Annotated in this window: 15 protein-coding genes; 10 read left to right on the top strand and 5 right to left on the bottom strand. The window is 48.5% G+C overall.

The window, feature by feature from the left end; all coding sequences use genetic code 11:
* From WJM45_RS18670 to WJM45_RS18660, 3 genes are all read left to right on the top strand, one after another.
* Window positions 1-483 carry a flavin reductase family protein gene (locus tag WJM45_RS18670; RefSeq protein ID WP_341326529.1) on the top strand — a complete coding sequence of 161 codons (483 nt, stop codon included), beginning with the start codon at window positions 1-3 and terminating at the stop codon, window positions 481-483.
* 360 nt (window positions 484-843) lie between these two features.
* Window positions 844-1,551, top strand: a complete 708-nt coding sequence (locus tag WJM45_RS18665; protein WP_341326528.1) for a hypothetical protein — start codon at window positions 844-846, stop codon at window positions 1,549-1,551.
* A gap of 388 nt (window positions 1,552-1,939) precedes the next feature.
* Window positions 1,940-2,815: a PAS domain-containing protein gene (locus WJM45_RS18660; RefSeq protein ID WP_341326527.1), complete on the top strand. Its 876-nt coding sequence runs from the start codon at window positions 1,940-1,942 to the stop codon at window positions 2,813-2,815.
* Window positions 2,816-3,033: 218 nt separating this feature from the next.
* Here the strand turns inward: WJM45_RS18660 and WJM45_RS18655 are convergent, their stop codons facing one another.
* A complete protein-coding gene (locus tag WJM45_RS18655; protein WP_341326526.1) occupies window positions 3,034-4,050 on the bottom strand; it encodes an IS110 family transposase in 1,017 nt (338 codons plus the stop codon).
* 91 nt (window positions 4,051-4,141) lie between these two features.
* Between WJM45_RS18655 and WJM45_RS18650 the strand changes: the two genes are divergently transcribed.
* Both WJM45_RS18650 and WJM45_RS18645 read left to right on the top strand, forming a co-directional pair.
* Window positions 4,142-6,844, top strand: a complete 2,703-nt coding sequence (locus tag WJM45_RS18650; protein ID WP_341326525.1) for a PAS domain S-box protein — start codon at window positions 4,142-4,144, stop codon at window positions 6,842-6,844.
* On the top strand, window positions 6,832-7,488 hold the full coding sequence (locus WJM45_RS18645; RefSeq protein ID WP_341326524.1) for a response regulator: 657 nt from the start codon (window positions 6,832-6,834) through the stop codon (window positions 7,486-7,488). The genes WJM45_RS18650 and WJM45_RS18645 overlap by 13 nt, the downstream gene beginning before the upstream one ends.
* A gap of 394 nt (window positions 7,489-7,882) precedes the next feature.
* On the opposite strand, the gene WJM45_RS18640 is transcribed toward WJM45_RS18645, so the two are convergent.
* The 4 genes from WJM45_RS18640 to WJM45_RS18625 form a co-directional block, all read right to left on the bottom strand.
* Window positions 7,883-8,776, bottom strand: coding sequence for a hypothetical protein (locus WJM45_RS18640; protein WP_341326523.1), 894 nt, complete (start codon window positions 8,774-8,776; stop codon window positions 7,883-7,885).
* Between the two features lie 448 nt (window positions 8,777-9,224).
* Entirely contained in the window at window positions 9,225-11,387 is a 2,163-nt protein-coding gene (locus tag WJM45_RS18635; protein WP_341326522.1) for a zeta toxin family protein, read from the bottom strand.
* Between the two features lie 300 nt (window positions 11,388-11,687).
* The gene (locus WJM45_RS18630; RefSeq protein ID WP_341326521.1) at window positions 11,688-14,171 is read right to left on the bottom strand and encodes an EAL domain-containing protein; all 2,484 of its coding nucleotides are present in this window, start codon (window positions 14,169-14,171) and stop codon (window positions 11,688-11,690) included.
* A gap of 39 nt (window positions 14,172-14,210) precedes the next feature.
* A complete protein-coding gene (locus WJM45_RS18625) occupies window positions 14,211-16,331 on the bottom strand; it encodes an HDOD domain-containing protein (RefSeq protein WP_341326520.1) in 2,121 nt (706 codons plus the stop codon).
* A 566-nt stretch (window positions 16,332-16,897) separates the two neighbouring features.
* Between WJM45_RS18625 and WJM45_RS18620 the strand changes: the two genes are divergently transcribed.
* The 5 genes from WJM45_RS18620 (at window position 16,898) to WJM45_RS18600 (ending at window position 25,178) form a co-directional block, all read left to right on the top strand.
* Window positions 16,898-18,514, top strand: a complete 1,617-nt coding sequence (locus WJM45_RS18620) for an alkaline phosphatase (RefSeq protein WP_341326519.1) — start codon at window positions 16,898-16,900, stop codon at window positions 18,512-18,514.
* A 29-nt stretch (window positions 18,515-18,543) separates the two neighbouring features.
* Window positions 18,544-19,308 (top strand): inositol monophosphatase family protein, encoded by a 765-nt coding sequence (locus WJM45_RS18615; RefSeq protein ID WP_014149982.1) that lies wholly within the window; start codon window positions 18,544-18,546, stop codon window positions 19,306-19,308.
* Between the two features lie 187 nt (window positions 19,309-19,495).
* Complete coding sequence (locus WJM45_RS18610; RefSeq protein WP_341326518.1) at window positions 19,496-21,451, top strand: TonB-dependent receptor; 1,956 nt, start codon at window positions 19,496-19,498, stop codon at window positions 21,449-21,451.
* A gap of 3 nt (window positions 21,452-21,454) precedes the next feature.
* Entirely contained in the window at window positions 21,455-22,384 is a 930-nt protein-coding gene (locus tag WJM45_RS18605) for an ABC transporter substrate binding protein (RefSeq protein WP_341326517.1), read from the top strand.
* A complete protein-coding gene (locus tag WJM45_RS18600; protein ID WP_341326516.1) occupies window positions 22,371-25,178 on the top strand; it encodes an ATP-binding protein in 2,808 nt (935 codons plus the stop codon). Before WJM45_RS18605 ends, WJM45_RS18600 begins: the two co-directional genes overlap by 14 nt.

The raw sequence follows: 25,178 nt of genomic DNA, 5'->3' as shown, positions 1-25,178 counted from the left end.
ATGAGCGAAAAAATAGCGGATTTATGCCGGCTAATCAGTCACGGCGTTTATGTGATCGGCGTGCGGGACGGCGAAAAAACCAATGCCTTTACCGCCGCCTGGGTCATGCAGGTGTCGTTCTCCCCGGTCATGCTGGCGTTGAGCATCAATCCTGAGCATTATTCTTATCGACTCCTTGAGGCCGGCAAATGCTGTTCGGTCAATGTTCTAGGCAGGGATCAAATGATTATGACCGAGCATTTCGGTCGCTCCGCGCCCGATAAAATGGCGGGATACGTTTGGCAGCAGGAGAAAACCGGCGCGCCGGTATTATCAGAAAGTCTCGCCTATTTCGATTGCGAGCTCAGTCATTTCACAGATGCCGGCGATCATCGCATCGCTGTGCTGAGGGTCGTCGACGCGGCGATGCTTAGAAGCGGTCCTTCAATGCTCTATAGTCAGACCGGCGATATGGATGGCAGCAGCGAGCTATACGACAAATAACGTCATCAGAAAAAAGTATAACCCTAAAAATAGCAGTTGGCATGTGTTGTAGACCGTTCGTGCTAAGCCGAGTCGAAGGACGACGGTCGACAACACTTTTACCGGCTTGATGAAGCCTCAAATTACCCCTCACCCTCCCCGCGTCGTCTCGAACTTTCATTTGTCGAGGCAATTGCCAGTCCTTCATGAGTGTTAGAATAAGGTTAATAATTTAACCTGACCCCTTTTTTCTCCAAACATCCGTTTGTAAGTATCCATACGCTTTGTAAATATTCATACGTATAGATTTCGGATGACGATTCATAAATACTAAACCCCCGATAAAACAGAATAATCCTATATCTTAAGAGAGGGCTCACCATGATGAATCGCACCTTTAATCTTAAGGACGCATCTTCACAATCCCATAGAGAAATTAGCCGTAACATCGCTTTCCATGAAGCGGGCCATGCCGCCGCCATACATTTGGGCAACCAACAGAAAGGACTGCCGCCGGTTTTTTTTCAGATATGTGTCAAACCGTTAAATACCGACTTTCAGTCATCCGAGTGTTTAGGAGATCGATCGGCTCGCTATATGGCTAAAGTAGAAGGCGGCCGCTTGATTCATACGATAGCAACATCGTTTCACGAAACCACAAAATACTTTTCTAATGCACAAAAGCTTGCTTATCAGTGTGCTTTCGAAGCCGATATTATCAATTTACTCGTTGGACCGTTGGCCGAAGCCAGATATATCGCATTGCGCGACAATGAGCCCATTAATTCTCGGCTAGTGAATATCGAGGCGCTGCAATATTATGGCGGATCATCCGATTTGGAGCTAGTCAACGAGTATCTTGATTGCTTTATTGTGACTCGGGATCTAAGAGAGAGAAAACTCAAGGCGCTCTTCATGGACGCATTTAGTTTTATCAATGATAGGTCAAATTGGCTCGCAATCACTGCGCTGGCCGACTTTATTTTATCGGCCGATAGAAATGTCCTTCAATTTGAAGAAATTGGATCAATACTTGAACAGGGTAAGTTACTGACAAAGAACTCAATCAAAGGCGCGATCGACACCTAGTCTAGGTTCATTGTTTTCAATAAACTCGAGGGGTTAGCTGTTTTATTAAAAAGATGACTTATAGCGATATTGATGTTCATTCCCTGACTTGGCTAGCTTATTTACCGATCAGCAAAAAGCCTCTACTAGTTCGGCAGCCATTTTATTTCGATCAATAAGGCAATTTTGATGTTTTTAACGCCATGATAAAAATATGCCAATCGTAGATCAAGTGGCGTCCTGTCGGGCGTGTGACCGCACCCTCCGCCACACCCCCGCACTTTCATTTGCCGGAGCGATGGCCAGACCTTCATGATCTTTAGGATGATGGTTGATTCGTTGAGCCAATACCGATTGCTTGGTTTGACGTAACATGACGCGCAGCAATGAGCATTGACAACAAGAGCCGATGACCTACGAGCGATGTAAAATCCAAACAATTTTCTTTAATTTAGGCGATCAACCTGCCGTGTTGCGATTTGGATTGGCAGTACTGGTCGTTATCGCCACGACATTCGCGACCATTTATTTGCCAGAGATAGGTGAGCGGGCGGCATTTTTGTTATTTGCTTTCGGGATTAATCTGGTCTCTTTCTGGTTAGGGAAGAACCCCGGTTTTCTTGCGATGGCTTTATCATTGATCGCTGTCAATGCACTGATATTGTTTCCGGCTAAGACCGAATTTGACGATCTATTGATATTAAATGCAGCCTTTTGCTTCGTTTCATTGGTCATGGTCGCGACAACCAGCTTTTATAGGGGGCTTACCCATGCGCTATGGGAAAGTCGACAAGATTTGGATCGTGCGCAAACGGTCGGGCAAATCGGTAGCTGGCGGCTGGATATCAAACGTGACGAATTAATTTGGTCCGACGAGAATCACCGTATTTTCGGTATTCCGATAGGCACGCCGAAGACTTATCAGACTTTTCTAGCCATCGTGCATCCGGAAGACCGAGACTATGTCGACCGAATGTGGCGAGAAGGGCTACGCGGCGAACCGTATGATATCGAACACCGTTTGTTGGTAGATGGCGCAGTGAAGTGGGTTCGAGAAAAGGCTTGGCTGGAATACGATAAAAAGGGTAATTTGCTGGGCGGGTTCGGGACCACGCAGGATATTACCCATATATGGACTCCTCGTTTATTGCAAGCCAAGTTTTCAAAAAATGATGTCAAAACAGAGATCAAGATTGCTGCCATATATTCGGTCTCTCAACAGAGGCTTTATTGCCTCAGGACTCCTGATGAATCTATCCGCGCGCTTATTCCTCAACCATCGTAACGGTTTCTTAAGAACCTATGGGTATAACGGGTTGTAAAAGCACCGGTCTGACCTGTTGTTGTCATCACTGATTGTCTACTTGCCTCCGCAATCTTGTGTACTCGGTTAAATCAATCTCACTCATCAGGGTTATCCACGCTTTGTCCACGGGCTCCGAGCTCTCTTCTCTAGCTGGGAGCCGGTGGGCAAAGGGTGGATAACCCGGCCCAATGCCCGCGTTAGGCAGGCGCCCCTTGATAAGCTTCATTTTTCGTGGTCATTGCCCACAAGATGCGGGCGTTTTTGTTGGCCAGGGCAACCGCGGCCTTGTTAAAGCCGCGTCGCTCGACCAGCGACTGCAGCCACCGGCTGAGTTGATCCGTTTTGCCAGCACAGTTTTTGACCACCGCGCGGGCACCATGAATTAAGTTGGTTCGGATATAACGATTACCCCGCTTACTGATCCCCAGATAGCGGGGTTTATCGCCGCTGCTATGCTGCCCGGGAACCAGGCCCAGACTCGCCGCATAATCTCGGCTACTGGTATAGCCTTTGCCGTCCCCGATATCAGATGCCACAATCGTGGCGGTGATCGGACCCACCCCGGGAACATCCAGCATGCGCCGGCTTAATGCATCGGCTTGACTGAGCCTGCCCAGCCGTTTGTCTTGCTCCTTAATCACCTTATCCAATTCTCTCAACCGCTCAGCTTGCTCCGCAATCAGCTCTCGACACAGCGCCGTCAGTCCGTTCTCGGCATCTTCTAAAATATCAGGCAATTGTTTTCTGACTTGATCGACCCCTTTGTGAATGGCAATGCCGCGCTCCAGCAAGGCTCCACGAATCTGATTCACTACAGCAGTTCGTCGTTTGACCAGATCCTGGCGTAGATTATGAAGCAGTTGCATATCTTGCTGTACCTCGGTTTTGATCGCCACCACCCGCTTATTGGGCCGGCCGACCGCATCAAAAATCGCTTGGGCATCGTTAAAATCATTCTTGTTGCCGACCAAGAAGCTCTTGACAAACTTCGCGTTCAATAACATCACTTCATGGCCCAGTTTAGTTAATTCTCTAGCCCAATAATGGCTACTGCCGCACGCCTCGATACCAATCGTGCTGACCGGATAATTGGCGAAGAAGGTCAAGACTTGCGCCCGTTTGAGTTTTTTCTTGATGACTTTATTATCCGCATTCAACGTATACAGATGAAAAATGTTCTTTGCGATATCTAAACCAATTACGCTAGTATTCATCTCGGACTCCTCTTGTTTTGTTTTTTACTAAGGTGCTATTTGACACCAACAGAGTGAGAGGAGTCCATATCATCATCGTAAACGCAACGAATTGGCGCTGCTGGACAGTCGGCAGCGCTATGCCGATATAGTCGAGTCGGCTATCGACGCAATCATTACAATCGACGCCGGTCAACGCGTTTTACTATTCAACTCCGCAGCGGAAAAAATGTTCGGCTGTTCGGCGCATGACGCCATCGGCGGGACTATCGAGCGTTTTATTCCCGAGCGGTTCCGAGCCGCACATGGTAAATATATACGTGGATTCGATAAGGCAGGAATTGCTCGTCGAATAAAAAATGAACTCGTCTCTATTAGGGGTATACGAGCCGATGGCGAGGAGTTCCCGATCGAGGCTTCCATTTCCAAGTGCGAGATAAACGGCGAGAAAACCTTTACCGTGATCATGCGCGACGTGACCGAGCGCATGAGTGCGGAATTGGCCATGAAGGAGCGGATAAGGTTACAGGATCAATTAACCAAGGTTGCCGCAACGGTGACTGGAGTCATTTGTTCATTCCGATTACGTCCTAATGGCTCGGCAAGCATGCCTTATGCCAGTCCATTGTTCGAATCGTTATATGGGATCAGCCCCGATGTTGTAGCCGAGGATTTTAGCCCTGTTTTCGCTCGCACCCACCCCGACGATCTCGATCATATTCATCAAACCATTGCCGAGTCCGCGCGCACCTTGCAAGCTTGGCGAGATGCGTTCCGCTACAATCATCCGATCAAAGGCGAGATTTGGATTGAAGGTCATTCGATGCCGCAACGCGAAATAGACGGTAGTATGCTCTGGCATGGTTATATCCAAGACATTACCGACCGCAAATTGGCCGAATTGACATTGCACGACCGAGAGAAAGAATTACGTTTGATCATGGACGCGACGCCCGCGCTGATCTCTTATTTGGATACCGAATATAGGTATATGCGGGTTAATGCGACCTATGAAAAATGGTTCGGTCTCACCGAGGATGCTATCCTTGGCCGAAAGGCGTCGGATATTATCGGTAAAGAAGCTTGGCGCATCGTTCAACCTTATTTCGAACGCGCCCTTGCAGGGGAGGCGGTAAATTTCGATCAACAAATACCCTATGGGCATGGAGAGCCTCGTTGGGTCCAGGCCACTTATATTCCTAATGCGGATACAGCCGGAAAAATCAAAGGTGTCGTCGTGCATGTCGTCGATGTAACGGATAGAAAGCTGACCGAGAAAAAAATTGCTCTACTAAACCGGAGCCTGGAGCGCCGAATAGAAGAGATGCAAGTTATTTTCAATACCGTGCCGATCGGACTGTGCATTGTCGATGACTCTGAAGGTTACGATATTCGCGGTAATCCGTCGCTTGAAGTGATGCTCGGCTTACCGATGGGTACCGATCCCTCTAAGCGAAGTGATGCTTTGGCCGAAATTTGCGCCATGCAAGATGGGCTCGAGCTGCTAATCGAGGATTTGCCGATGCGGCGCGCCGTTCGCGGTGAAGTAGTCAAAAATCAAGTCATCGATATTATTCAGCCCAACAGTCAACAGCTAACGATAATAGGTAATGCTTCGCCCTTATTTAACGAACAAGGCGAACCTCGCGGCGCCGTGGGGGCTTTTCTAGACATTACGGCGCTCAAACAGGCCGAACAAGAATTGCACAACACCGAAGCTCGACTCGCTCTGGTCGTCGAACAGGTCAATGCCGGATATTGGGATTGGGATTTGACTACCCGTCAGCTATTTTTATCGCTCGAATTAAAGCGGCAAATAGGCTTTGATGACAGCGAATTACTCAACCGCCGAGAGGATTGGGAAAGCCGCTTGCATCCGGATGATCGCGCATATGTCATGGTGACGATAAAAAATTGTGTTGACGATCACAAGCCGAATTTTGAAATAGAGTTTCGCCTGCGTCACAAAGACGGGTCTTATCGTTGGATTCATTCGCGCGGTGTTTTGTTGAGCGACCAAAATAATCAGGCGTACCGTATCTTGGGCATCAATTTGGACATTACCGACTACATGAAGCAGAAGGAGCTGAACGAGCGGCGCGACAAAATGGAACAGTCTTCTCGATTATATATTGCGGTCCAGACGGCCGCCGCTTTTGCCCACGAATTGAATCAACCTCTATCAGCCATTTCCTCCTATGCCGATGTGGCGTTGCATCTATGCCAAACGGATAAACCTAATCCGCAAAAGCTCTGTCAGGTCATGGAAAAATGTTCGCAGCAAGCGCAGCGCGCCGGCGAAGTGATACGGCAATTAGTGAGCCTGTTGCAAAAAGGGGAAACCGTTAGCGAACCGGTGGATATCAATGCCTCGATCCATGAGGTGATCGATTTAATGAAAACCGACGGACTCTCTGACGAATTTAAAATTGAGCTGGATCTTGCCGTTGAACTGCCTCCGGTTAGGGCCAATGCGCTACAAATACAAAAGGTGTTGCTCAATCTATTACGCAATGGCCTGGAGTCTATGCTGGAACAGAGAGAAGGTGCCGATAAGATCATCGTGACGACGCATCGAGATGAGACCGATCCAGCCATGATTCGGGTGACAGTGCGCGATAGCGGCAAAGGTATCGAAGATTCGGCGGAGCTTAGAGCTATCTTTCAGCCTTTTCATAGCACGAAACCCGGCGGTTTAGGCATGGGGCTTGCGATAAGTCGAACTTTGGTTAGGGCTCACGGCGGAAAAATGTGGGCCGAGCAAAATGCGGGCAACGGCCTTAGCATTCACTTTACCTTGCCATGCGCGATATAAGCACTCAAACCTACTACGTCTTCATCGTCGATGACGATTATGCGGTGCGTGACGGCCTCGGTGAAGTCATGGAAGCCGCGGGCTTTCACTATCAAACTTTCGAGAGCGCCGAGCATTTTCTGCAAGCTTATTGTCCGGGCAAGAACGGATGCTTGGTTCTCGATCTCAATATGCCGGATATGACCGGCGATGAGTTGCAAACCGAATTGATCCGTCGGGATATTCATTTGCCTATCATTTTCCTGACCGGTTATGGAGATATCCCCACGACCGTTCGCGTCATCAAAGCCGGAGCGGTTGATTTTCTGACGAAGCCCGTTTCCAGTAAGTTATTGATCGAACGGATTCGAGGAGTCCTAGAGCAAGAAGCCCGGAATTACGAAGACTCGCTACTGGCCGACCAAGCGCTCTGTAGGCGTTTAAACGGTCTCACGTCTCGCGAGTCGGAAGTGATGTCGCTAGTGGTGGATGGGCATTCCAATAAGAAAATCGCAAGGCAGCTCGGCATCAGCCACCGTACCGTCGAAGTACATCGTGCGCGAGTCATGGAAAAAACGGGAGCAACCAGCCTTCTGGAATTAGCCCGTTTGTGTGAATCTTGTCGGCTTACTCCAGAGAATGCCTTGCCTTCTGAACCGGAATAAGTGTAACTCTTCAGTCCCCGGCAATTCTCGTTCCCTCGCACTGCGCCCATCGTTATGCATAAATTGTAGGGTGTGCTGCGCGTACCTACTTTCTTTATACTCAAAAAATGGTTAACTTTATGAAGGTTGCCATGGTACGCACAGCGGAACCCTACGCAGATCCCAAATCCAGGTGCGCGATGAGCACCCTACACCTAGCGCTTAATAACCTATGAACACCAACAATTTCCAAGATATTTTGAAATTAAAAAGCGGGAACACAGAAAATAGCTGAAATGACTTTTTTCGACAGTCTAGGTCCGTCCGGCTTTAAAAAAAACCGGTTTCTTAGCCTGTAAGTTTAGCCCGTGCAACCTCGATTTAGTTTTTTCCGGACTCTCCTACTTTCCGGTTTTTATTTTTCCAATAACTCGGGAGACGGTTGAAAGTCTTTATTGTTGTGTTGAGGACAAGCATAAAATCTGTATTTTTTGCCGTCGATCGTTCTTTCTATGGCTTTTAAACCCGTTGATCGGCGGCAGCGCTTACCTCTAGAGGTCGTGGCATGGCATTGTTCGCCGTTAACGGTAAGGTCGATAATTTTATCGCTTGGCGCCGATTTAACTTCAGGTTCTTTTTTGACTGGCGCGGACGGTTTGCTTGCTTTCTTTTCGGCGGGTTTGGCAGGCGGCTCTTGCTTGCTGACAGGTGCAGGCTCTGGTTGTTTTGCTTGGGGCTCGACGGAGTTCGCCGCTGCTTTCGTTTCTTTTACAGCAGGTTTGGTTGGTGTCGCTACCGTTTTAGCAGACTCTTTTTCGACCCGACTCGACAAATAGCGCTCGACTCGGGTCGGTGCGACTTCTTTCTGTGTGTTAGTTACGGGTGTTTGGTTTGGCGGGGCTACGGTTTTGCCTTCCAGTCTGGCGAGATAGCGTTCAACCCCACTCATATTGGCCAAAGCAGCAGCTTCCGCCTCGGCTTTTTCTCGTGCTTCTTGTTCCAGCTTTGCTACATATCTTGCGACACCGGATAATTTTGCCGTTTGCGGCTCGCCTGTTTCAGATTGCGTTTCCTGAGCGGCTTGCGGTTGTTCTTGTTGTTTTTGTTTCGCCATGTATTTAGCCACGCCGGTTAATTCTGAAGTCGCTTGTTCCTGTTGTGCTGTATTATTAGTCCGTGCTGGGTCTGCCTTAGCGGTCGAAGGTTTGATCTCCTCTTGTATATACACGGAAGGATCATAACGTTCTTTAGCCTCGGGCAATTTAAGCCCTGCTAGGTTAAGTAGTTGATCCAAAAAATTCATTGCCATCTCGAGAACCTCTGTTTTTATTTTAGTTGTTATAGCAAAAGACCGATATATCCATATTCTTTCGCCCTGGAAACTTATGATTACCGGTTGCTAAGGATAACCTAGTAGCTCTGGGTGAGCAATTAGGACTTGGTAGTGTTTTTATATTTATACCCTTCGCACTTCAAATTTCGGCAGTGCCTTAGGAGGCACCGGGGTGCTCGGCAAAGGCTTTGCCAGCATGGAGCTGGCATAGAGACTACAAGGACGTATTCACGGCGTCCTTTGACGGGCACCCCGGTGCCGAATTTTGATCTCCGATAGGTATATACATCGGAAATCAGCGACTTTTGTCTATATGGAGTATCCATAATTGGTAATGGGTAGGTGAACTTCCAAGCTTCCATTGCGCTTTAGGCCTCAAGGATATTTCGATATTTTCGGTTTGCTAAACAGGCGAATGAATCAATCAAGTCGAATCCTGAAGCGTGATTAACCAGGGGGTGCGGGAGAGAGGGTCGACATGGAAGGCCAATGCTTCCGGTTTGTGTAATAGACCTTGTTCGCCTGACGCATTCGGATTGAGTTGCCGTTTATCGATAAAATCGATCATTCGCCGACAGTTGTAAATGACCAATACTCGGTGATCGTGAAGTCTGTTGTGAATTAAGTAAGCGACATTTTGCTCGTTGTACTCGGGATTTCGGTCGATCATTCGCCTAAGGGTTGTTTTGTCGTTGTGTGCTAGATTTTTTAGTAGCGAATCGTCGTTGGTTTTACTCAGCGAGATCAGGGATTTCGCGAGCGAACCCGATAGTTGATGGGTTTTGAGTAGTTTGACTTCGCGGTCGGGTAAATTGAAGCTTTCGGCGATCAAGTAGTGCATGCCCGGTTCGCTGTCGTTAGCAAATAGAGAAATTTTATTCAGAGCCGGGTCTTCTAAAGCATCGAGAAACGACTCCGGGGAGCGAATGTGTTTATAAACCGTAATGACCCAGGGTAAGGCTCTGCCGGTTTTTTCGAAGCGTTGTTTGACGCTATCGATGACGGTGGAACGGATCAGTTCATGCTCGCGATTGCCGGGTTTGACTATAAAGGCATCGACAGCGGTGATTTGCGTATAAAAACCCGCTTGTTTGAATTCATTGATAATGCCTGAATAACGAGGCGAATAAGGGATGCCTGTGCCGTCGTAGAGTATGTTGATCCGCTCGAGTTTGGCGCGACGGGCTACCTCGTCGCGTAATCGATTGGCGAATGGTTCCACGTAAACATAATCGTCGCTATGATGGTTGGCGGCGGTCAGCACTTTATAGAGGTCGCTTTGTTTTCTGAATTCATCGAGCGAGGCAATTACGAAATTGTCCCCGCAATGATTTGTCGCGATTTCCTCGACGACACTTTTTCCGGAACCTGCCCCGCCCATCGACATAAATAGCCTCGGTTCTTCGACCGGCTTTTTTCCGAAGAAAATATCGTCTTCGGCGTGTTTGAGAATGCGCACGATTTTGGCGAGTCTGACATAGGCAATTTCAACGCTTCGCTGTAAACGTTCGTCGCCGTTCGCGGCAATCAATAATTGTTGTTTTAGCGCTTCGTTATCGGCCAGATTAAAAATGCTTGCCTGATTGCCCGCGCACTGCTTGACCAATTCCAACAATTCGGCATGACTGGGCGAACGCAAGCCGGTCAACATGTTCACGTCAAGGCAAAATAGCGGCGCCTCTCCTTGTTTGCCGACGGTTATGCCGTCGATTTCGGTTTTTTCCGTTGTACGCAAGGCTTCGGTGCCGGGCAGGTAGCCGACAATGTTATCCGGTGAGCATAAGGGATAATCGGCAATGTGTTTGCCGGCGGTAAAGAGTTCTTCTTGTATGCTGTCCAACGGCACCAATCCGCCGTTGACCGATACCAGACATTGGGTGCCGTTTTCGGTGACATAGGATAAGAAAGGGATTCCCGAGACGAAGGTTTTGTTCTCGGGCCAAATTCCGTAGCCGTTGGCTTGGTTGATTAATGACTGGTTGCGTAGCGGGTCGAGAGAATGATGGAAGGCGCGCGTTAGCGCTTCAATATTACTTGATGTATCGTGCAGTGCGATGGCGTCATGTTGATCGATACGGCGAAAATCGATGCCGTGTTCATAAACGGCTTTGAAGGCCGGCAATCTTCCCAAGATGGTCATGAAAAAATCGAGCGTGATGCGATTACCGTAATCAAAGGGTCTAACGATACGCATTTTTAAATAAAAATCGGCCAATCTTTTGTCGATGTTGTCGGCATTGATGACAAAGCCGTTATTGTCGAAAATAGCCGTATCTCTATTGGCTTCTTCGTCTAGTACCAGGCGTCCGATGGTTTTACGAAATTTCAGGCGCTTATCGGCATCGGTCATCGTACCGGGGCGGTGCCGAATCGTGGCTTGGTCTTTCCAGTCTTGAAACAGTTCTCGATGAATTCTTGAGAACAGATTGGTCAGATAAGTGACCCGTTTGGTTTGGTCATGCGAGATAGTCCCTTCCGCTTCACGTTTTAAATCGGCAAGCAGAACAGTGCCCCTGGCTATTGCTAAGGCAGTGCGTAATTTTTTCAGTCGGTGGTAACCGGAAAGCCGGACTTTGCTGTCATTCATCGTATACCTTTCGTTGGTCAAGTGTCGGTCCGAAAAGCAGGTCACAGTCTTTTCAAGACGACATCCATTAGCCTAAAAAGAGCATTTCACCATGAAGATCATGAAGAATAGGAAGTTAATTCAATAACTTATTGCGCGTTTGAGTAGAGCTTTCGCTCACCAAAAAGGTTAGCGAGAAGATTTAGGTAATTTCTTGAAATCCTTCATGAACTTCATGTGCTTCATGGTAAAACTGCCGAATTCAGGATTAGGGCATTTGCAAGCTCGGGATTCTACAAGAACAAGAAGGGAGAGGCTGATTTATTTCAAAAGTGAAGGCTCGTCGCTGCCGTAACCTTGAACATAATCGATGCCCAAATCCAAAAGGATTTTCATTACCGAATCGTTTTCGACGAATTTGGCGATGGTTTTTTTATTCATGACGTGGGCGATATCGTTAATCGATTTGACCATCGCTAGCGCCACCGAATCGGTTTCGATATCGCGGACGAAAACGCCGTCGATTTTGAGAAAGTCGACCGGAAGGTTTTTAAGATAAGCGAACGAAGACAGGCCGCTACCGAAATTATCCAGCGAAAATCGGCAGCCGAGTTCCTTAAGCGAAGTAATGAATTGTGTTGCTGCGGTCAAATTGACGATGGTTGCCGTTTCGGTGATTTCGAAACAGAATTTTTCGGCAGGAAGTGCAGTTTGCATGAATCGGTCGATAATAAATTCGATTAGTCCTTTGTCATTCAAGCCTGCCGTGGAAAGGTTAATCGAGCACAACGTTAGTGAACTTAACCGATCGGGATGTTCAAGCATCCAGTTGAACACTTGTTGAATAACCCAACGATCGATTGAAGCGGCCAATTGATAGCGTTCCGCGGCCGGTAAAAATGCGTTTGGCGCAATGATTTTGCCGGAATCTTCCTGCAAGCGCAACAGCACTTCGTAATGATCGCCTTCGATACTTTTCAGTGCGACGATTCGCTGCCGATAGAGTCGGAAGCGATTGTGCGACAAGGCTTGTTCGATTTTTTCAGGCCAGGCGGCTTCGTTGCGGTAATCAATGCAAGCCTGATCGGATTCGGTGAAGACATGGGAGCGGTTTCGGCCGTCTTGCTTGGCTATGTAGCAAGCGATGTCGGCGCGTTTCAGTAATTCATCGAAACCGCCGTTTTCGGCATGGATCGTGACCATGCCGATACTGACCCCGATTCGGAAGCTTTTGTCGTCCCAGCGGAATTGGTAGCGTTCGATGTGTTGCCGAATGCGTTCGGCTGTTGCTTGCGCTTGCTCCAGTGTGCAGTGCTCCATCAGTATCGCGAATTCATCGCCGCCGAGCCGGGCTAGGGAATCGCGATTGCGGATCAATGTCGATAACTGCCGGCTGATTTGGCGAAGCAATTCGTCGCCGGCCGTATGGCTGCAGGTGTCGTTGACGATTTTGAAGTTGTCGAGATCCAGGTAGCACAAAACATGTGTCGAGCCTTTGGTTTTAGCCGTGTTGATGATCCGTTTCAAACGGCGGTCGAACTCGGTGCGGTTGATCAAGTCGGTCAATGGATCGTGGGTCGCTTGATAGGTAATCATATCGCGCTGAGCGAGTATTTCGGTCACATCCTCTTGAATCGCAACATAATTCGTTACCCGGTTGTCCGAATCCAGCATCGGTGCGATCGATTGTTGAGCCCAATACAGTTGCCCGGTTTTTTTTCGGTTTTTGAGAATGCCTCGCCAAATTTTTCCCGAGGTGATGGTGCTCCAAAGCTCTTGATATTCGTGCGGCGGTGTTTCTCCGGAACTAAAAATATGCGGTGTTTTGCCGATGATTTCTTCGGCGGTGTAACCGGAGATTTCAAAAATTTTCGGATTGGCGTATTCGATCGTGCCTTTACTATCGGTGATATAGATCAAATTAGGACTGTTTTCGACCGCTAAATTGAGTTTGCGCAAGGTGTTTTCGGAGAGCTTGCGGTCATTGATGTCGCGGATGACGCCATAGGTACCGACAAATTCCTTATTTTCTTTTTTCTTCTTATAAACGCCTTTGGAACTCAGTACGATTGTAATTGAATTGGTTTCGACATATTTCGGCTGATCGCTGTTTTTGCACCGTAAACGAAGTTCAATTGCCTTGGTGGAGCGATCGCCGGTCCTGCGTTCATTAAAAGCGTATTTCGCTTTGTCGAGATCGGCTTGGTATACCAACGAGGAATAATGTTTACCGATGATTTCGCTCTTGTCGTAGCCTAGGATGTTGGCGATGGCATTGTTCAGAAACACGAATTCGCCTCGATCGTTCAGCATGTAAATGATGTCGGGCGAACTGTCGACGAAAAAGCGATGCAATTGTTCGGATTTCGATAATTGCGCCTGAACTTTATTATTGATTTCTTTCAGGCGGATTTTTTCGGCGGCAACCTTAACCGAATGCAGCAAGGCTTCGACCGCATAGGGTTTTTTAATGAATTCCTGAACAAAGTTAAAACGTAATGAGCGTGCGGCCTGGGCGAAAGTCGCTTCGCCGCTGATGATCAGGACTTGTGTGTCGATATCGTGATGGGCAAGATAGTCCAAAAAATGATGACCGTTTAAAACAGGCATATTCAGGTCGAGCAAAATCAAAGGAAAATTATGCTCATTAATCAATTCGATGGCCGAGTTTACGTTTTCCGCCATAGCGACGCGATAGCCGGATAATTTGAGAATATCGTGTAAACTTGCGCGCGCCTTGAGTTCGTCATCGATAATCAGTATCTCGATGTCTGAATTAGAATGTAAGCTAGCAATGGCGCCCATATTTAATACCGAAATCCTAAGCGTTAATTATAGGCATGGTTATAGCGTTCTGGGTAAAAAAATTTGAAAGGTCGTTCCTTCGTTCGGCGTCGAGTTGCAGCCGATAGTGCCGGCTAGTTCGTCGATCAGATTTTTGACAATAGTAAGCCCGAGTCCGGAGTGACCTTCGCCTTTCGTGCTGGTAACCGGTCGGAATAGCTGTTCGCTGATCGTATCGGGTAAACCTGGACCGTCATCGTGGATTTGAATTTCCACGTAACAGTGATTGCCTAAATAAACGCGGTCGCGGGTTGAGATCGTGACTTGACCGCCGTCAGGCAATGCTTCAGCGGCGTTTTTGATTAAATTAGTTAGTATCTGTTTCAGCTTGGATTTGCTGACGGCGATTTTCGGGAGCCGATCATCGAGTTTCAAGCAGGCCTCTATTCGACGAGGGGCGAAGAGTCCGCCCTCGAAAAGGGAGATCAAATCGCTTAGGGTTTGGTTGATATCGATCGGGCCGGAATCATCGCCGGCGGCATTTTCTTGTGTCGGTGTGTCGGAAAGGCGTAGGATGATCTCGCCGACTCGGTTGATTTCCTCTTGAATGAGCCCGATTTCTTGAGGGCTGTCGCTACCGAGTTTGAGGTTGAGTAAATAAAGGTAATTATTGATGATGCTCAGCGGATTGTTGGCTTCATGAATAATTTTTTTTACATGTAATTGAAAGTCCGATTGCATCGAGTCGATGTTTTCTTTGATGCGTTCGCCGGCTACACGATGACTTGAGAGCATCCGGGCTGCTTCTCCGGCAAATAACGAGATCAAACCCCTTTTAGCCTTGACTTGGAGTTGGTCGGTCGGCGCCAATCCTGCAACGATGACTCCCCAGTGTCGATTATTCGCGCTAAGAGGAATGGCTAACATGCCTTCGCTTTCGAGTAATCGGCAAATTTGGCGGTCGATAACCGGAGTGGGATCGGGCAGGGTGGTTTGATAAGATACTAGCAAGCGTTGGTTCAATAACGCATTCGCGACCAAACTGCGGTTAGGCTTGAGTTCAATCGACAAATTCGATATGAGATTGGCGTTGTTTTGCTCGGGTAATGGATAACCTTCAAGCATGGGCTTTTCCGGGTTGACTAGAAACACGGCTGTCGACCTGAACCCGAATAATATATTTAAGTCCCTAAGTAGTGTCGTTAGGATTTTATCGAATTGCTCGGATAAATCGTTGTTGCGTGCAATGGCGCCGAGGAAGGCCAAATCCTTGGTATGTTTTCCCAGACGTTTTTGAATCGCGTTACGTTCCTCGAGTTTCGCTCTTATGATCGTCGTGCCGTCTTCAGGCTTCGCGATGGCAATTCCAAGGCTTCCCGCAGTCTGTTCGACCTGTTTTTTTACATCGCCCGCTATTTCGTCAAGAATCGCTTGTCCGAGTCCGAATAGCGCATGGGCTTCGGCGTAAACAACTGCGCTGTTTTGTTTATCGAATCGGCTTAATTGCGCTGCCAAGTTGATCAATTTAACTAAGATAGAGCTATCGAGTATTGCGGGAGAGGTTTTATTTTGATACAAAACGGCGTCTGCGAGAAAGCCGGGAATATTCCAGGTGTCAATGATATAAGCGCCGATTTCGCAATGTGATATTCCTAATGTTTTTTTTTCGAACGATTCGGGGAGGTCTTCGGAATGATCGTTTAGCAATGCGCCGTATTCTTTGGGGAAGCATTGCAAGAGGCCTAATTGTCCGATGCGATGCAGTAGACCGGCCAAATAAGCCTGATCGGGCGATTCAAAGCCGATGAGTTTTGCCAATCGCCTGGCAAAATGAGCGCATGCCAAGGATCTGAACCAAATGACTTCGAGATAATTTTGGTGGGACGGCGAGACTTGGTTAAAAAATTGTTGTGCTACGCTGGTCATTGTGATGGTCTTCAACGGTTCAAGACCAAGGATAATCAACACACGATTTAAGTCTTTCACATCTCCGAATTGCTGGTAGAAAGGCGAATTGGCCGCGGACAATATTTTCGAGCTAAGCCCTGCGTCTTGCGAGATGATTCGAGTCAAGTCCTCGAAGCCGGTATCTTGATTTTGAAAGGCTTCGATCAGATTCAATAAGACTTTAGGAATAGCCGGCAATTGCTGCGGGTCTATTTCGGAGAGAATTTTTGACATGGCGGTTTCCATGAGCTTTACCGATCGGCGAATTTATAGTATCGATAACGTTATCATAATCGATAATTCGGTGTTTGGCGTTCGTTTCTTGTTAGACTCATAAGCGTTGATTCATCGGAACGGTTAGAGCTTGGGAGCTCGTGCTGAATCTAACAATCATGCACAATATAACTTACCTGATTACTGAGAACGTTCAGCCAACTTGACTCAGGGCGCCCGCCTGGGGCCCGTTAGGCCGCGCCGAGCACTGGCGATTTTGCCGAGAATAGCCCGCCAGGGGAGCGGCAAGGATGCCGCTCGTTTTCGGAGGGCTAGGGATAGCCCTTCTGAAAACCCTCGGCAAAATCGTCAGCGCGCAGGATACAGCGGCCTCCGGGTGTCTTTTCTTTTGGATACTTTTCTTTGGACAAGCAAAGAAAAGTATCGCGGTTGCCGGTCCGCGAACCGACTCCATATAAGCGTCGCGATAGCGACACAAAACCCACTTCGGATTTCAAATAGGCTGAAGCTTATATGTAATCAGGATAACTTATTGACTAAAGCTTATTCGAATACTGGCATTTGATATGAAAAAAATTTACATTGCGATCTGTTTGCCGGGGTTATTGAGTCTAGCATTGACGGGATGTGCCTGTGTTGACCTGGCGCAATCGGAAGATGCTCGTATTAACAACGTCATTTTAGTGATCGGCGACGGCATGGGGCCGCAGCAGGTCGGCTTGTTATTGTCTTATGCCAGGCAAGCGCCGGGTAGCGTGATCCAATCGCGCAAAACCGCTTTCGACCGCATGATTGAACAGGGCGATGCCAATTTAGCCATTTCGACGACACACGCGGCCGGCACGTTAGTCACCGATTCCGCAGCTTCGGCGTCTCAATTGGCGACCGGTTATTTTGCCGGTTCGGAAATGCTGGGGCTGGATAAAGACGGCAACCGCCGCGAAACGATTGTCGAAAAAGCCAAGCGTATCGGTAAGGCTACAGGGCTGGTATCCGATACGCGCATCACGCATGCGACGCCGGCGGCATTTGCCGCGCATCAGACACATCGAAGTCTCGAAAATGAAATTGCCGAAGATTTGCTGGCTATCGGTCCGGATGTTATGTTTTCGGCGGGATGGAGTTATTGGTTGCCCGAAACCGTCAACGACAAACAATCGCAAGATTACCGATCGGCAGCGCAATTACTGGGCCGGACCGACTCGATCGCTTCGAAACGGAACGATCGAAAAAATCTATTGGCACAAGCACGGCAACAGGGCTATGAGTTGGTTTTCAATAAATCGCAATTGCAGCAAGCCCGAGACAAAACCTTAGGGTTGTTTGCCGCGTCCGAATTACCGAATGGCATTGCCGAGACCCTAGCCAAACAAGACCCGGCACGTACCGTTCCGACATTGCAGGAAATGTCGCGGCAGGCGCTGGACATCTTGTCGAAAAACGAACAAGGTTTTTTTCTGATGATCGAGGCCGGGCAGATCGATTGGGCTTCGCACGGCAACGATACCGGCACCTTATTGCACGAAATGCTTCGGATGAATGAAACGCTCGAAGCAGTGCTTGACTGGATGCAGGGGCGAGACGATACCTTATTGATCGTCACGGCCGATCATGAAACCGGCGGCTTCGGCTTTAGTTATTCGGCGGCCGATTTACCCGAGCCCCGCTCGCTTCCTGGTGCGTATTTTCAAGAAGGCAGGCAGTTTCAACCGTCCTTTAATTACGGCAATCCTGAAGTGTTGGATAGATTGTATGCACAGCAGTTGAGTTACTATGAGCTGTTCAAGCGCTTCGAGTCCTTACCGAAGGCGCAACAGACGCCGGCTAGGTTGGTCGAGATGGTTAATCTTTATACCGAATTCAAAATCGATGAAAGACAAGCCGAGCGTATTTTGGCGACTGAAAAAAACCGCTATTACCAGCCAAACCACAAATCATTGAGTTTGAAGCGCGTGCCTATGATGGGCTTTAACAGCGCGTTTTTTGCTTATCCGGCAGGCAATCGTCAAAATCTGCTTGCGCGAGAAGTTGCCGAACAACAGCACGCGGTCTGGGCCACCGGCACGCACACCTCGACTCCGGTGTATGTATTTATGCAAGGGCCTAGGCAGGTTTTACAACCTTTTGAAAAAATTCTGCATCATACTGAGATAGGCCGCCTTGCCGCCGATGCTTTACAATAAACGGCTTTAATTCATTTCTAAGGCCGATAATGTCTATTTCTACAAGCGATCTTGAGCGGGTTATCCGCGAAGCCGGTTCCATTGCATTGAATCATTTCAAAGCTTTGAAGCATATAGAAATTACTAAAAAAGCGCCCCGCGATTTCGTTACCGAAGCCGATGTCGCGGTTGAAGCGTTTTTGAAGAAGGAGTTGACCGGGCGCTATCCGCAATTCGGTTTTTGGGGCGAGGAAAGCGGTAAGACCGAAAACCAAAGCAGTCGTTGGGTTGTCGATCCGATCGACGGCACGCATTCGTTTTCGAAAGGCCAGTATTTTTGGTCGCTCAGCGTGGCGCTCGAAATTGAGGGTGAAATGGAATTCGGCGCGGTTTATGCGCCGGCGTTCGACGATTATTATTGGGCGCAAAAAGGGCAAGGCGCATACAAGAATGGCGAGCGTATTCATGTGTCTTCGGAAACCAACTTGGCCGATGCGATGGTCAGCACGGGTTTTGCGTGTTTGCGAAGTTATTTGACAGACAATAACTTGGCGCGCTTTTGCCGGATAGCGCAAGTGACGGCCGGGCAGCGTCGACTGGGGTCGGCGGCGTTGGATTTGTGTTTGGTTGCGGATGCTCAGGTCGATGCGTTTTGGGAGCAAGAATTGAACCTTTATGATGTCGCGGCGGGCGCATTGATCGCGAAGGAAGCGGGTGCAACCGTGACCGACTTCAAGGGTAATCCCGGTATTTTTCCGAAACAGATTTTGGTCACGAACGGCAAGGTTTTGGATCAGATTTTGCCGTTGATGTAAGGTATCGGCAATTTCCAGGATAGGGTTGCCCGGGGGCGATAATCAAGCATCGAGCTGCGGCTTGGTTTCGCGTTTAAGACAATGTCTGTTCGCTTATTTCTAAAGTATAATAACCGGCTTGCATCGTTGCGTTCCGGTATTTCGTTTGGTTGCACGAGCAATCGAGTCGAATGGTGGAGCAATCCTGTTGATAATCCCGAAAGTATTTGCCAGGTCTTTTTTGCTGAATCTGGTGCTGACATTTCGTGTTGTTGCCGAAGATTTTACGGTAGCGCTCGACGAAAAAATATTGTTTGAAGACATTCCTTCGGTCTATAGCGCATCGCGATACGAGCAGCCGGTCACGCAGGCGCCTTCGTCTGTCAGTATCGTGACATCAGAGGATATCAAAAAATTCGGTTATCGCAATCTAGGCGATATTGTAGGCAGCATGCGCGGCATGTATACCAGCAATGATCGGATTTATCAGCGTATAGGTATTCGCGGTTTCAATCGGAGCGGCGATTACAATACCCGTGTTTTGGTATTGATCGACGGTCATCGCAGCAACGACAATCTGGTCGATTTCAGCGCGATCGGATCCGAGTTCATGGTCGATGTCGACGATATCAGTCGCGTCGAGCTGGTTCGCGGGCCGGCATCTTCTCTCTATGGCAGCAATGCTTTTCTCGGCATACTCAATATCATTACCAAGCGCGGCCGCGATCTTGAAGGCCCGTCCGTGACCGGCGTATTCGGCAGTCAGGAGACCTATAAGGGGAAATTCACTTACGGGCAACGCTTCGACAACGGATCGGAGCTCTATTTGTCCGGTTCGCATTTTCAGAGCGAGGGCGAGGATAATTTGTCCGTGGCCGGTCTCGGGACCGCTCGCGATGTGGATAAGGACCGTTCCGAGCGCGGTTTTGCCAAATACACGGTGGGCGATTTTACCTTGAGCGGCGCTTACGTCAGCCGCAGCAAGCGGCCGCCGGTGCCGATTGTCGACACGATTTTCAACGACTCCCGTAATAGTCTGGATGACGATCGCGCTTATGCCGATTTGCTCTACGAACATTATTTCGATAACGGTCTCGAAGTCATGGCGCGTACCTATTACGACTTCAATGCTTTCGACGGTTATTATGCCTTCGTGCCGGACGATTTAAGCCGCGACGTGTTTCGCGGTCAGTTATGGGGTAACGAGCTGAAATTGTCGAAATCATTCGGCGACCATCACGTCATTGTCGGCGGCGAATACCGGTATAATTTTCAGCAGGCGATGCGCAGTTTCGAGCGGGGATCCGGCGAACAATTTGCGGATGTGGCTATCAAACGCACGATTTGGGGTGTTTATATTCAGGACGATTACCGTATTTTAGATAATCTCACCTTGAATGCCGGCGTGCGGTATGACCGTTATGAAGGTATCGCCGATGCAGTAAATCCCCGGGCTGCGCTCATTTACCAACCGTTTACCGATACGACCTTAAAGCTGTTATACGGCCAGTCGTTTCGCGTGCCGAGCGCTTTCGAGGAAAATTACCGTTTCGGCAATATTTGGGTCGGGAGTTCGGATTTAGAGCCTGAGACGATGCGCTCTTATGAAGTGAATCTCATTCAGCGTATTCAACGCAATTATCTGCTTACGCTCGCGCCTTATTTCAACCAGGAATTCGATATGATTCGCTTGACCGGAGGCGGGACGGTTGAGAATCCTTATATTTATAAAAACGTCAATTCGATCGAAACTTACGGCATCGAAACCGAGCTGCAAGGGCAGTGGGAAAACGGTTGGCGCGCGGCTTTCAGTTATGCCTACCAGCAATCGAAGGTACAGGGCGACCCCAGAAAACCCGAAAACTCGCCCGAACACCTAACCAAACTCAATATTACCGGTCCTTTGTGGCAAGATCTTGTCTTTGCCGGTTTTAACTTGAGTTATACCAGCCGGCGCAACACATTTTCATCAAACGTGCCCGGCTATTTTCTGGCTAATATGACCGTTTTTTCCAGCAATTTGATTCCGGGGCTGGAGCTGAGCGGCAGTATTTATAATCTCTTCGATAGTCGTTATCACGATCCTTCTACGACCGACTTGCGCGCCGAAACCATCGAACAAAACGGGCGTTTGTTTTTGGTTAAGTTCAATTATGAGTTTTAACCGATGAGCCGATTGATCGTAATCGGCTGCTGGTTGTCAAGCCTGCTGATTTGCGTGCCCCAGTGTCTCGCCGATACGCAGAGTATTACGATTACCGCGATTTTGAGTCGGGATGCGGAACCTTATCAGGAGGTTCTAGAGGGTGTTCGACAAGCTTTTTCGGTCAGCGGGTTCCGTATTGAGCTCGATGTGCATGTTTATAAAGACGCCAGCAATAATGCCCCGATTAAAGCAGCCGTTTCGGCCAGTCGGTCCCGAGCCGTTTTATCGCTGGGTAGTCAGGCGACTGCATTTGCCGTATCTGAGTTTAGCGAATTGCCCATATGCGCGGGGCTGATCGTTGACGAAAAAGCCTTGGGCGATAGCGAGAATGTCACTGGGTTAGTGCTGAAGTTTCCGTTGGAAATCGAACTGCAATGGCTCAAGATGTTTATCGGTTCCGATAAGTCGATTGCCGTGTTGTATCATGAAGAAAAAAGCGGTGCCGAATTAGGTAGGGCTCAGCAACTTGCCGAGCAAATCGGGCTCAGGCTTCATGCGCAAGCCGTCAACGATCACTCGGATTTGCCGTCCGTATTGAAACGTTTGCCGCAGAATACCGGAGCGTTATGGAGTTTCGCCGAATCCGGTATTTTAAATGCGCAAACCGCCAAGCATGTGTTGCTTTATTCGTTTCGAAACCGAATTCCTTTGGTCGGTTTGTCGAATCAGTGGACCAAGGCAGGGGCGCTTTATTCGCTCGATCGAGACTATTTCGATATTGGAGTTCAGTGCGGCGAAAAAATCGTGAAAATTTTGAACGGCATTCCTCCCGAACAAATTCCGGTGGAGCCGCCCCGGAAAGTGTTTTACTCGATCAATATGAAAACGCTACGGCATATGAAGTTGGAATTGCCGGAAAATTTGATTCAAGATGCCCATGAAGTTTTTTAACGTAAAGTCGCAAAGGAGCCTGACTCAGGAGTTCAATGCGTTCGTGATTTTGCTGATTCTCAGTACGTCGCTGATTATTACGGGCGTCAATGCCTATCAGTCTATTGCCGATAATTACAGTCGTCTGCTGACCCATGCCCGGGTTTTGGTTGAAATGATTGCGATCAACAGCGAATATGCGCTCTATACCCGTAATGTCCGCGAATTGCATGAGATTGCACGTAAACTGGATCAAATAGGCGAGATCGCTTATATCCGTTTTTACGATGCCGATAATCAGCTGATGTATCGGCATAGTACTATCTACGGCGATTATGAGCCTACGTCCCCAACTGAGCAAGCGCGGCCGCGATTGTTGACGCTATTGACGCACAGAAGCCGTTATGCAAGCTTGGCATTCGGCAAAGAGATTTATGGCTACAGTCAGGCGCCCGACGATTCCATGTTGCTGGAATTGAACGATAGCTCTCAAACGCCCGAATATATCGGGCGCATTGAATACGGTTTGTTATTGGGGCCTTTTTTTCGGACGGCAGGAATCGCGATCGTTAATGCGCTATTGGTGAGCTTGGCGATTTCAATAGTCGCGATTTTGTTGACGGTCAGGATGACGAGGAAAATTACTTTGCCCGCCCGGCGTTTGGCCGATGCGGCGATCGATATTTCCAACGGGCACTTCGATCAGCAGTTAAAAATCAAGGGTGGCAGGGAAATTAATGAGTTGACCGAAGCGTTCAATAAGATGCTCAGAAGATTGAGCATTTACCGCTCCCGCATCATGGCGCAGCGTGAAGATTTGCGTGAAAAAGTTCGGCTACGCACGAAAGCGCTGGAAGTCGCTACCGATAAAGCCGTCATGCTGGCTGAAGAAGCGCAAGCCGCGAATCGGGCTAAATCGCAATTTTTGGCTAACATGAGCCATGAAATCAGGACGCCGATGAATGCGATCATCGGTTTTAGCGAATTATTACTGAAAGAAGGCTTGAATAAGCAAGAGCGGCATTATGTGCAATTGATCGCCAATTCATCGCAGTCGTTATTATCGTTAATCAACGATATTCTGGATTTTTCGAAGATCGAAGCCGGTAAATTTGATTTACATTCGGACAATTTCGATCTTTATGTCACCTTGAATCAAATCGCCGATTTATTTTCGGCGCAAGCGGCGGCTAAAAATGTCGATTTGTGTTTCGACGTGATGCCGGGATTATCGACATGGGTCTGCGGCGATCAGGCGCATTTGCATCAAGTTTTGGTGAATTTGGTCGGTAACGCACTTAAATTCACGCATCGAGGCCAAGTGATTATTAGGGTGCGGGTGCTGGACGAAAATGCTTTGTCGGTTCGCTATCGCATCGAAATCCAAGATACCGGTATCGGCATCGAGCCGGACAAGCTCAAATTCATTTTCGAGCCCTTCACTCAGGCCGATGAGTCGTCGAGCCGCTTATACGGCGGTTCCGGACTAGGTTTGAGTATTACCCGGCAATTGGTCGAATTAATGGGAGGCTCTATCGATTGCAGCAGCGAACCGGGTGTGGGATCGCAATTTACCGTGGAGTTGTCGCTGGAGAAGCCGGCGCCGATGCACAGTGAGCCTGCGATGTCTTTGCAAGGTTGCAAGGTTTTAATTGCGGCTCAGCCGGGTGCACAGGTTGATATTATGGCGAGACAGATACAGGCATGGTCGGGGGGCGCGGTAACTTCGGCAACAACGTATGAGGCATTAGCGAAGATGCGCGAGGCTGCCGATAACGCGGAGGCGTTCGATACGATTGTGATTGATGATCGTTTGTCGGGACTCGGCGCCTTGTTGACGGAAATCGGCAAGACGTCAGGATTAACCGGGTTACGGACAGTGCTGTGGGGTAATGCGGAGTTGTCCGAACAGGCGGATGCCTATTTGAATCAACCCTATCATCTACTCGATTTGCAAAAATGCATCAAGCCTTCCGTTCTTGCCACGGATAATTGTCCCGGGGCTGGTGAGAATTCTTCTCGATGCGATTTAGTTAAACTTCCGGAAGCGGCTATTTTAGTGGTTGAAGATAACCTTGTTAATCAAGAGCTCGCGAAGGCCATTCTTGCAGGCCTCGAATGCCGCACGACTCTTTGCGCCGATGGTGCCGAAGCCGTCGAGCAATTTACCGAGCATGATTTCGATTTGATCTTGATGGATTGCCAGATGCCGGTCATGGATGGTTATACGGCCACCGAAAAAATTCGTGCGCTCGAATGCGAACAGCAGCGGATTAAAACGCCCATCATTGCGTTGACGGCGGCAACAATTTCCGGCGATCGGGAGCGTTGCGCGACAGTTGGTATGGACGATTTTTTGAGTAAGCCTTTTATCGTCGAAGACTTAATCGATAAGCTGAAGCATTGGTTGCCGCATAAAGTTCAAAGCGTTTCAATAAGATCAATTGAAAGTTCCGATCATTCGGTGTTGGATATGGATGCACTCGCCAGAATTCGAGACTTAGATCCCGGTGGTTCGACCGCTATTTTAGCGAAAATCATAACGATTTATTTAGAGACATCGCCGGAACAAATTCGAACAATCAAGCAGGCTTATGCGCAAGAGAATAGGGATGTCGTGAGAAAAACCGCGCACAGCTTAAAATCGTCTAGTGCCAATCTCGGTGCCGATACCTTATCCGCAGTTTGTAAACGTTTAGAGATCCAGGCGATCGCTGCACAGTGGCAAGATCTATCGGATTTAATAACCACTATTGAAAATGAATTCGATTGCGTCGCCGATGCCTTGCGCGCGCAACTCGATTCTTTATCGTGA

It is taken from the genome of Methylotuvimicrobium sp. KM2 (assembly GCF_038051925.1).
In the GTDB taxonomy this organism is placed as follows: Bacteria; Pseudomonadota; Gammaproteobacteria; order Methylococcales; family Methylomonadaceae; genus Methylotuvimicrobium.
Note: the sequence above shows the minus strand (reverse complement) of the source record. Positions and strands in the feature narration are given on the sequence as shown.